Source organism: Mycobacterium sp. (assembly GCF_032162105.1).
Lineage (GTDB): Bacteria > Actinomycetota > Actinomycetes > Mycobacteriales > Mycobacteriaceae > Mycobacterium.
Window position 1 is genome coordinate 1 of sequence record NZ_JAVRPS010000009.1, and the last position, 9,981, is coordinate 9,981.

The 9,981-nt window shown below is 67.2% G+C and carries 12 protein-coding genes; 9 read left to right on the plus strand and 3 right to left on the minus strand.

Annotation, left to right across the window (positions count from 1 at the left end; genetic code table 11):
- The 3 genes from QOC69_RS00320 to ku all read left to right on the plus strand — a co-directional run.
- On the plus strand, positions 1-357 hold a 357-nt coding region (locus tag QOC69_RS00320; protein ID WP_526435206.1), incomplete at its 5' end, for a mannitol dehydrogenase family protein.
- Entirely contained in the window at positions 354-1,271 is a 918-nt protein-coding gene (locus QOC69_RS00325; protein ID WP_526435208.1) for a carbohydrate kinase family protein, read from the plus strand. The genes QOC69_RS00320 and QOC69_RS00325, both read left to right, overlap by 4 nt.
- 21 nt (positions 1,272-1,292) lie before the next feature.
- Positions 1,293-2,174 carry a non-homologous end joining protein Ku gene (ku, locus tag QOC69_RS00330; RefSeq protein WP_526435210.1) on the plus strand — a complete coding sequence of 294 codons (882 nt, stop codon included), beginning with the start codon at positions 1,293-1,295 and terminating at the stop codon, positions 2,172-2,174.
- Here ku and QOC69_RS00335 read toward each other — a convergent pair whose 3' ends face one another.
- Complete coding sequence (locus QOC69_RS00335; RefSeq protein ID WP_526435212.1) at positions 2,175-2,645, minus strand: glucose-6-phosphate dehydrogenase; 471 nt, start codon at positions 2,643-2,645, stop codon at positions 2,175-2,177.
- 262 nt (positions 2,646-2,907) lie between these two features.
- Here QOC69_RS00335 and QOC69_RS00340 point away from each other — a divergent pair, with 262 nt between their 5' ends.
- From QOC69_RS00340 to QOC69_RS00365, 6 genes are all read left to right on the plus strand, one after another.
- Complete coding sequence (locus QOC69_RS00340) at positions 2,908-3,699, plus strand: SDR family oxidoreductase (protein ID WP_526435214.1); 792 nt, start codon at positions 2,908-2,910, stop codon at positions 3,697-3,699.
- A 10-nt stretch (positions 3,700-3,709) separates the two neighbouring features.
- A complete protein-coding gene (locus tag QOC69_RS00345; protein WP_526435216.1) occupies positions 3,710-4,786 on the plus strand; it encodes an NAD(P)H-dependent amine dehydrogenase family protein in 1,077 nt (358 codons plus the stop codon).
- A gap of 43 nt (positions 4,787-4,829) precedes the next feature.
- Positions 4,830-5,141 carry a hypothetical protein gene (locus QOC69_RS00350; protein ID WP_526435218.1) on the plus strand — a complete coding sequence of 104 codons (312 nt, stop codon included), beginning with the start codon at positions 4,830-4,832 and terminating at the stop codon, positions 5,139-5,141.
- Between the two features lie 27 nt (positions 5,142-5,168).
- Positions 5,169-5,393: a hypothetical protein gene (locus QOC69_RS00355; protein WP_526435220.1), complete on the plus strand. Its 225-nt coding sequence runs from the start codon at positions 5,169-5,171 to the stop codon at positions 5,391-5,393.
- 78 nt (positions 5,394-5,471) lie between these two features.
- Complete coding sequence (locus tag QOC69_RS00360) at positions 5,472-6,698, plus strand: Nramp family divalent metal transporter (protein WP_526435222.1); 1,227 nt, start codon at positions 5,472-5,474, stop codon at positions 6,696-6,698.
- Between the two features lie 12 nt (positions 6,699-6,710).
- Positions 6,711-7,790, plus strand: a complete 1,080-nt coding sequence (locus QOC69_RS00365) for a poly-gamma-glutamate hydrolase family protein (protein ID WP_526435228.1) — start codon at positions 6,711-6,713, stop codon at positions 7,788-7,790.
- A gap of 3 nt (positions 7,791-7,793) precedes the next feature.
- Here the strand turns inward: QOC69_RS00365 and QOC69_RS00370 are convergent, their stop codons facing one another.
- Positions 7,794-9,158 (minus strand): amino acid permease, encoded by a 1,365-nt coding sequence (locus QOC69_RS00370; RefSeq protein ID WP_526435224.1) that lies wholly within the window; start codon positions 9,156-9,158, stop codon positions 7,794-7,796.
- Positions 9,159-9,169: 11 nt separating this feature from the next.
- Positions 9,170-9,981: amidohydrolase (locus tag QOC69_RS00375; RefSeq protein WP_526435226.1), on the minus strand; the 812-nt coding region annotated here is incomplete at its 5' end.

Here is a 9,981-nt window from a genome sequence, read left to right on the forward strand (position 1 = left end):
GTCCGGTTGTGCTTCGGCTCGTCGGACCGCATCCCGAAGTGGCTGCTGCCCGTGATCCGGGAGAACCTGCGGAGCGGCGCCCCGATCCGGCTGTCCGCGGCGACCGTGGCCAGCTGGGCCCGCTACGCCGAGGGCGTCGACGAGCAGGGCGAACCGATCGACGTGCAGGATCAGCTCGCCGATTCCCTGGTCCCGCTGGCCCGCTCACAGCGCGAGCACCCGACGGCGTTCATCGAGAACACCGCGGTGTTCGGTGATCTCGCGAAGGAGTCGCGGTTCGTCGACGCGTATCTGTGGGCGCTGGATTCCCTGCACCGAAAGGGTGCCCGCGCCACTCTCGAGAGCCTGGTGCAATGAGCGGACGGGCACTGGTGATCGGCGAGGCGTTGATCGACATCGTGCAGCGCGACGGCCAGGCGCTTGGCGAGCACGTCGGCGGCAGCCCACTGAACGTGGCGGTCGGCCTCGGCAGGCTCGGCCGCGACGTCGACTTCCTCACCCACATCGGCGACGACGAGCGTGGCCGTCGCATCGTCGACTACGTCGAAGCCTCCGGGGTCCGGCTCGTCCCCGGCAGTACTACCGCCGCTCGCACGCCGACGGCGCTGGCCAGGCTCGACGAGACCGGTGCGGCCGACTACGTCTTCGATCTCGAATGGGAGTTGGCGGGCACACCGGAGGTGGCGCCGCCGATCGTCGCGCACACCGGGTCGATCGCCGGGTTCCTGGATCCGGGCTGCCTGGCGACGGCGGCACTGCTCGACGCGTATCAGCCGTCGGCCACCATCACCTACGACCCGAACGTCCGCCCAGACCTGATCACCGACCGCGAACTGGCGATCGGACGGATCGACCGTCTGGTCGAACGCGCCGATGTCGTCAAGGCCAGCGACGAGGACCTGCGCTGGATCTCCCCTGACTCGGATCCCGAGCGGACTGCCGAGACCTGGCTGGCATCGGGGCCGTCGATCGTCGCGGTGACCATGGGCGAGCGCGGCGCCTTCGCGGTGTGCGCGGCGGGCACCGTGCGGGTGGCGGCACGGCCGGTCCAGGTGGTCGATACCGTCGGCGCCGGTGATTCCTTCATGACTGGCCTCATCGACGCGCTCTGGTCGCTGGACCTGCTGGGTGCATCGCGGCGGGCCGACCTGGCGCGCATCGACACCGACACCCTCGACGGCGTAGTTCGGGCGGCGTCGCTGTGCTCGGCGTTGACCGTCGCCAAGGCCGGGGCCGACTTGCCCGATCGCGCCGCTCTCCAACGGGGCTGACGCCGTGGTCCATACTGGGCTATGCGTTCGATCTGGAAGGGTTCCATCGCCTTCGGCCTGGTGAACGTGCCGGTCAAGGTCTACAGCGCGACCGAAGACCACGACATCAAGTTCCACCAGGTGCACGCGAAGGACAACGGGCGCATCCGCTACAAGCGGGTTTGCGAGGTGTGCGGCGAGGTCGTCGAGTTCCGCGACATCGCTCGCGCGTACGACTCCGACGATGGCCAGACGGTGGTGATCACCGACGAGGACATCGCCACCCTGCCCGAGGAGCGCAGCCGTGAGATCGAGGTCGTCGAGTTCGTGCCCGCCGACCAACTCGACCCGTTGATGTACGACAAGAGTTACTTCCTGGAGCCGGACTCGAAATCGTCGAAGTCCTACGTGCTGTTGGCCAAGACGCTGGCCGAGACCGACCGGGTGGCGATCGTGCACTTCGCCCTGCGCAACAAGACGCGGCTGGCGGCATTACGGGTCAAGGACTTCAGCAAGCGCGACGTGATGGTGATTCACACACTGTTGTGGCCCGACGAGATTCGCGACCCCGACTTCCCGATACTCGACAAAGAGGTCGAGATCAAGCCCGCGGAGTTGAAGATGGCCGGCTCGGTGGTCGAGTCGATGACCGACGACTTCCACCCCGACCAGTTCCGCGACGACTACCAGGAACAGCTGCACGAACTGGTTCAAGCCAAACTCGAAGGCGGAGAGGCGTTCACCGTCGAGGAGCAGCCGACCGAACTCGACGAGACCGATGACGTCTCGGACCTGCTGGCCAAGTTGGAGGCCAGCGTGAAGGCGCGCAAGGCCCCGGCGAAGAAAGCTGCGGCCAAGAAGGCGCCCGCGAAGAAGGCCGCGGCGAAGAAGGCTCCCGCCAAGAAGGCAGCCGCAAAGAAGTAGCTAGGCCGGCAGATCCACGCGTAGCGCCAGGTGCTCGTCGAGGATGTGTCGCAGTGCGGCATCCATCGGATGAGCGCATGCGAGCTCGCGGCCGAACCGTCCGTCCACCCCGACGACCGCGCCATCATGCGGTCCGGTCGCTTCAACCTGATCGACGAACGGATCGAACAGTACGGATGGCGTGGCCAGGTAGTACAGCGCCCGCTGCGACGACTCGCAGAACCCGGCGCCGTACATCAAGCCGTGTTGGGTGATCACGAACAGTTCCGAGGTGATCTCGGCGTTCCCGGTTTCGGTTTCGCCCCACGCCACCGCGGCCCGTCGGGTCTGTGCCAATCGATCCGGGACGTCGTCGGAGAGTGCGAACAACCGTCCGACGAGTGCGCCACCCATCCGTGGATATGCCGCGATCGCGGGTTTGAAGTAGCGCTGGAAGACGCCGCCAAAGAAGTCGTACAGTTGCTCGCTCATCGCGGCTCCCAGGTTCAGGTGGACACCTCGATTGTGCGCCTCAAACCATCGCGGAACCAGGGTTCGGCGACCGCGAGGTTGAACGCTCTGCCATCGGTGTCGGGTCCAGAACGCGTCATCATTCGTTGACGCCTTCTGGACCTACGTCCCCACTCACCGCTCTCGCACGGAACTCGCGCAGAACTAGAACGTGTTCCAGAAATCGCTCACCGGAACTTGAACGCCTTGCTACCGTGACGCCCGGCGGGGAAGAGAGGCGAACATGATTCTTGACAGATTCCGGCTCGACGATCGGGTAGCCGTCGTCACCGGCGCAGGCCGAGGACTCGGTGCCGCGATGGCACTGGCCTTTGCGGAAGCCGGTGCGGACGTGGTCATCGCGTCCCGCACGCAGTCACAACTCGACGAGATGGCCGAACAGATCCGGGCCACCGGCAGGCGCGCCCACGTCGTGGTCGCCGACCTCGCCCACCCCGAGGAGACCGCGAAGCTGGCGGCCGAGGCGATCGAGGCGTTCGGCAAACTAGACATCGTCGTCAACAACGTCGGCGGCACCATGCCGGCACCGTTGCTGAACACCTCGACCAAGGATCTGCGCGACGCGTTCACGTTCAACGTGACGACCGCCCATGCGCTCACCGCCGCGGCCGTTCCGCTGATGCTGGAGCACTCGGGCGGCGGCAGCATCATCAACATCACCTCGACGATGGCCCGGCTCTCCGCGCGCGGATTCGCCGCGTACGGCACCGCCAAGGCCGCACTCGCCCAGTACACCCGATTGGCCGCGCTGGACCTGGCCCCGCGGATTCGGGTCAACGCCATCGCGCCGGGGTCGATCCTCACCTCCGCGCTCGAGATCGTGGCGTCCAACGACGCACTGCGCGACCCGATGGAGAAGGCGACCCCCTTGCGCCGGCTGGGCGATCCGCTCGACATCGCCGCGGCCGCCGTCTATCTCGCGTCGCCGGCAGGCAGTTTCCTGACCGGCAAGACCCTCGAGGTCGACGGCGGCCTCACCTTCCCGAACCTCGATCTCCCCATCCCCGATCTGTGAGGAACTCAGCATGCCAATTCGCGTCGCACAGGTAGGCACCGGCAACGTCGGCGGCCACGCGTTGACCGAACTGATCACCAATCCCGAGTTCGAGCTGACCGGCGTGTGGGTGTCGTCGGAGGCCAAGGTCGGCAAGGACGCGGCCGAACTCGCGGGACTCGACACCCCGACCGGCATCAAGGCCACCAACGACCTCGACGCCGTGCTGGCGACCGAGCCCGAGTGCGCGGTGTACACCGCGATGGCCGACAACCGGCTGATGGAGGCGCTAGAGGACTACCGGCGCATCCTGGCCGCAGGGGTGAACGTCGTCGGCAGCGGGCCGGTGTTCCTGCAGTACCCGTGGCAGGTGATCCCCGAGGAGCTCATCTCGCCGCTTCAGGCGGCCGCCGAGGCGGGCCAGGCCAGCCTGTTCGTCAACGGCATCGACCCGGGGTTCGCCAACGACCTGTTGCCCCTTGCGCTGGCGGGCACCTGCCAGAGCATCGAGCAGATCCGCTGCATGGAGATCATCAACTACGACACCTACGACAGCGCGACGGTGATGTTCGACGTGATGGGCTTCGGCAAGTCGCTCGACGACGTCCCGATGCTGTTGCAGCCCGGTGTGCTCAGCATGGCCTGGGGGTCGGTGATCCGACAGCTCGCCGACGGTCTCGGCCTGACGCTGGACAAGGTCGTCGAGGAGTACGTCCGGGTGCCCGCGCCGGAGGACTTCGACATCGCGTCCGGCCACATCCCGAAGGGCACGACGGCGGCCATGCGCTTCGAGGTGCAGGGCGTCGTCGACGGCAAGCCCGTCGTCGTGCTCGAGCACGTCACCCGCCTGCGCGACGACCTGTGCCCGGACTGGCCGCAACAGGCCCAGCAGGGCGGCTCGTACCGGATCGAGGTGACCGGCGAACCCAACTACGCACTCGACCTCTGTCTGAGCAGCAGCAAGGGCGACCACAACCACGCGGGTCTGGTCGCGACGGCCGCGCGCATCGTCAACGCCATCCCCGCGGTCGTCGCGGCGCCTGCCGGGATCGTGACGACGCTCGACTTGCCACTCATCACCGGGAAACGGTTGTACTCTGCAAATTGACTGTGAACTTCGCAGCTAGACCAACTAAACGAGGACGCTGCCGATGCGGACGACGACACGGAGTTTCATCCCACTGATCGCATCGGCCGGCGCGGCGGCAGCGTTCCTGCTCGCTCCGGTCGCATCAGCCGATCCCAGCGACGAGGTGTCCAATCTGCCCACATGCGAGAGCACCGGCGGCAGCGAAACCACCGGCACCCAGGTCACCGAGTGCGCCACCCCGGGCAACGTCCAGATCGACGCCTCCGCGCCTGAGCCCGTCTACCCCTTTGATGACGAGTTCTACGGTCCGGGGATCTTCCTCGGCGGAGGCAACGTAGGTCCCCACGGCGGTGGGGGCGGCGGCCACCGCTAGCAGTTTCCAGGCCCAAGGAGGCCGATGATGCGAGTGCTACCAATGGTTTTGGCCGTCGCGGGCGTCACCGCGGCGGTAGCGATGGCGCCAGCCGCGACGGCGGCGCCGAACTGTGTCAACACCGGCCCGATGACGACGCAGTGCCAGACCCCTGGCCATGCCCAGATCATCACCTCGCCGCCCGCGATGAACAACGGCCCGTGGTACGGCTGGCCCTTCGGCGGCGGTTTCGTCCTCGACCTCGGCTGGTAGCCGTTGCCGTTGCCGATCGGGCCAGATTTCGGATAACCTAACTTTTCTATTCGTACTACCGGATAGAGAGTGGGGTCGTTGTCTACAGAAACCAAGGCGCCCCCGAGCGCCCCCTGGCTGCTGCTCGGACCGGCATTCGTCGCCGCCATCGCCTACGTCGACCCCGGCAACGTCGCGGCCAACGTCAGCGCCGGAGCCCAGTACGGCTTCCTCCTCGTCTGGGTGATCCTGGCGGCCAACGTGATGGCGGGCCTGGTGCAGTACCTGTCCGCCAAACTTGGGCTGGTCACCGGACGCACCCTGCCCGAATCGGTGGCCGACCACACCCGCACCCCCACCCGGATCGCGTACTGGCTGCAGGCCGAATTAGTCGCCATGGCAACGGATCTCGCCGAAGTCGTCGGCGGCGCCATCGCCCTGTACCTGCTGTTCGATCTGCCGCTGCTGGTGGGTGGCGTCATCACCGGTGCGGTCTCGCTGCTGCTGCTGGCGGTGCAGAACCGGCGTGGTCAACGGGTCTTCGAACGGGTGATCACCGGACTGCTGCTGGTCATTGCGATCGGATTCCTGACCAGCCTGGTGGTCGAGCCGCCGTCGGTCGCCGACGTGGCGAGCGGGCTGGTGCCGCGCTTCGACGGCCCCGAGAGCATCCTGCTCGCCACCGCGATGCTCGGCGCGACGGTCATGCCGCACGCCGTCTACCTGCACTCCGGTCTGGCCCGCGACCGGCACGGCCAACCCGAGGCCGGCGCCCCGCGGCGGCGGATGTTGCGCATCACCCGCTACGACGTCGGAATCGCGATGCTCGTCGCCGGTGCGGTGAATCTGGCCATGCTGCTGGTGGCCGCCACCAACCTGCAGGGAATCGACGACACCGACTCCATCGAGGGTGCCTACGCCGCCGTGCAGGGCGCTCTGGGGCCGACCGTCGCGTTGTTCTTCGCGATCGGCCTGCTGGCGTCGGGCCTGGCGTCGACGTCGGTGGGCGCCTACGCCGGGGCGATGATCATGCAGGGTCTGTTGCGCCGCTCCTACCCGCTCCTGCTGCGCCGGCTGGTGACGCTGATCCCGGCACTGGTGATTCTCGCGATCGGCGTCGACCCCAGCCGGGCGCTGGTGCTGTCGCAGGTGGTGCTGTCCTTCGGCATCCCGTTCGCGCTGGTTCCACTGGTGCGGCTGACCTCCAACCGATCCCTGATGGGCAACGACGTGAACCACCGCATCACCACCGCGCTCGGGTGGGCGGTCGCGGGAATCATTATTGTGCTCAATGTGGTGCTCATCTATCTGACCGTGACGGGCTGAATGCCGGGTCGCATGTCGCCGCCGGGGCGGCTCCGAACACACACCTACTTCGCCTACGGCTCCAACCTGAGCGTGGCGCAGATGGCGCGGCGCTGCCCCGGTGCCACCGATCCCCGGCCCGCCACGCTCGCCGACCACGACTGGCTGATCAACGAGCGCGGGGTGGCCACCGTCGAGCCGTTCGACGGCTCCCAGGTGCACGGCGTGGTGTGGCAGATCAGCGACGAGGACCTCGCGACGTTGGATCGCGCCGAGGGCGTTCCCGTGCGGTACCGCCGCGACCTGGCGGTCGTGAACACCGATGACGGGCCCACCGAGGCCTGGGTCTACGTCGATCACCGCGTCGAGCCGGGCGCCGCGCGGGAAGGTTATCTGGAGCGGATTATCGACGCGGCGGGACACCACGGGCTCCCGAGTCGTTGGGTCGAGTTCCTCAACCGCTGGGATCCGGTGCATTGGCCACGCCAGCTGGGCGATCCGGATCCGTCAGCACCACAATCACTTTCCGAGCTGCTCGCCGATCCCGACGTCACGGAATCAAGTGTGTTGCGGTCGACGTTCGGGTTCCTCGCGATCCATGGCGGCGGGCTGGAGAAGATGACCGATGTCATCGCCGATCGGTCGGCTGCCGAGGCCGACGCCTCGGTCTACGTCGTGCGCCACCCACGTGACTACCCGAACCACTTGGCATCCAACGCCTTTCGCGCCGAAGAATCGCCATTGCTCGCCGAGTTTCTCGACCACGTCGACGTCGTGGTGTCGCTGCACGGCTACGGACGCATGAATCGGAGCACCCAGTTGCTCGTCGGAGGGCGCAACCGCGGCCTGGCCGCGCACCTCGCGCGCCACGTCGTCATCCCCGGATACCAACTCGTCACCGACCTCGAGCAGATCCCGCGTGAACTGCGTGGGATGCACCCGGACAACCCCGTGAACCGCCCGCGTGGCGGTGGCGCACAGATCGAACTCTCGCCACGGGTGCGGGGAATCAGCCCGCGCAGCGGCATGGTCGGCGACGACGGCTTGACGCCTGCGACCTCACGGCTCGTCCGAGGACTCGTCGCCGCCGCGCGGTCGTGGCCGCCGGCCTGACCGCTACTCCTCGATGTCCAGCACCGGGGTGGGTCGCTGGAATGCCCGGGTCATGAAGAGCAGCCACGCGAGACCGATTGCCAGCCAGATCAATCCGACCTCCAACGTCAGCCAGGACAGGTTGAACCACAACCACACGGTCAACGCGAAGCCGATCAGCGGCAGGATGACGTTGTTGAGCACGTTCTTCTCGCCCTTGTCGATGAAGTAGTGCTTGATGACGGTGAGGTTCACGGCCGAGAAGGCAACCAGCGCACCGAAACTCACGATCGAGGCGAGGAATCCCAGTTCGATCCAGAGCGCAGCGAGCGAGATCACCGACACCACCAGGATGGCGAACGTCGGCGTGGCGAAGCGCAGCGAGACGTGGCCGAACACCTTCCGCGGAAGGATGCCGTCGCGCCCCATCGCATAGAGGATCCGAGCAACCGAAGCCTGCGAGGTGAGCGCGGATCCGATGCAGCCTGCGACGTACGCGGCGGTGAAGAACACGTTGAGGAACTGCCCGCCCGCCGCCAGCATGACGTCCGTCGAACCCGCATCCACGTCGGCGAACTGGTTGGAAGGGAACACCAACTGGGAGACGTACGACAGCCCGAAGAAGATGAGCCCGCACACCACGGTGGCGATCATGATCGCCTTGGGCACGCTGCGGGTGGGGTCCTTCGCCTCCTCCGACAGTGTCGAGACCGCGTCGAATCCGAGGAAGGACAGGCAGAGAATGGCTGCGCCCGCGAAGATCGGGCTCGCGCCGCTGACCGTTCCGTCACCGGTGAACGGCGCCATCAGGTTGACGGTGCCGAATCCGGAGATCGTGACGAAGGCCATCACCACGAGGACGACGATGAACACGATCTGCAGCGCCAGCAGCAGGAAGTTGGCTCGCGCCACGGACACGATGCCGACGATGTTGAGGATCGTCACCACGACGATTGCGATCAGGATCCACACCCACGGGGGTACGGACGGGATCGCCGCGCTCATGTAGATGCCGATGACCAGGTAATTCAGCATCGGCAGGAACAGATAGTCCAGCAGCAGCGACCAGCCGGCCAGGAAGCCCACCGGCGCCCCGAACGATTTCTGCGTGTACGCGTAGGCGGAGCCTGCGACCGGATAGGCGGCCGACATCCGCGCGTAGGACCTTGCGGTGAACACCATCGCGGCCAGCGTGACCAGATAGGCGACGGACAGCCTGCCGCCGGTCAGCTGGGTGACGATGCCGTAGGTGGTGAACACCGTGAGCGGCACCATGTAGACCATCCCGAACAACACCAGGGACGGCACGCCGAGGGCGCGTTTGAGGTGGCCCTCGCCCGCGGCCGTTCCGGCGACGGTTGGGGATGGCTCAGCGGGTGCGGTGGACATGACCACTCCTCTCAGGCCGCGGGATGACCTTGCCTGCCCTGCAGGAAGGTCCCGCGTACCGCGATTCCGGGAACGTCGAGCGCCGACGTGGTGCGTGGATCGCGATCGAGCCACACCAGATCGGCGCTGGCGCCGACGCCGATCGTGCCCCACGGAGCATCCGCTTGTCCGGCGAATGCCTGTTCGGCCACCGCCGAGGTGTAGGCCGTGAGTGCCCGTTCGATGGTGAGGATCTCCTCTGGCGTCCACCCGCCCTCGGGTTCGCCCTCCGGGGTGCGGCGGGACACCGCGATGGCGATGCCGTCGAACGGCGCCCCGGATGACACCGGCCAGTCCGACCCGAACGCGAGCCGGGCGCCGGAGTCGTCGATGGTGCGCATCTTGTATTGCTTGTCGGACCGTTCGGCGCCAAGCCGGGGCACGGTGAGCACGGTCATCAGCGCGTCCAGCTGCGCCCACAGCGGCTGCATGTTGGCGATCACGCCCAGCTCGGCGAACCGGTTCAGGTCGGCGTCGTCGACCAGCTGCACGTGCGCGATCACCGGCCGGCGATCCCGCGGACCGTTGCACTCGACGGCGTAGGCGATCGCGTCGAGCGCCTGACGCACGGCGGCGTCGCCGATGGCGTGGATGTGGATCTGCAGGCCCAACTCGTCGACGCGCCGGGCGGCCTCGGCCAGGCTCTGCCCCTCCCACACCTGCATGCCGTGACCGTGCAGCCCACCGCAGTACGGCGCAAGGAGTGCGCCGGTCTCGTTCTCGATCACCCCGTCGGCGAAGAACTTGACGGTGTGCGCGGTCAGCAGCGGCGACCCGACCTCCT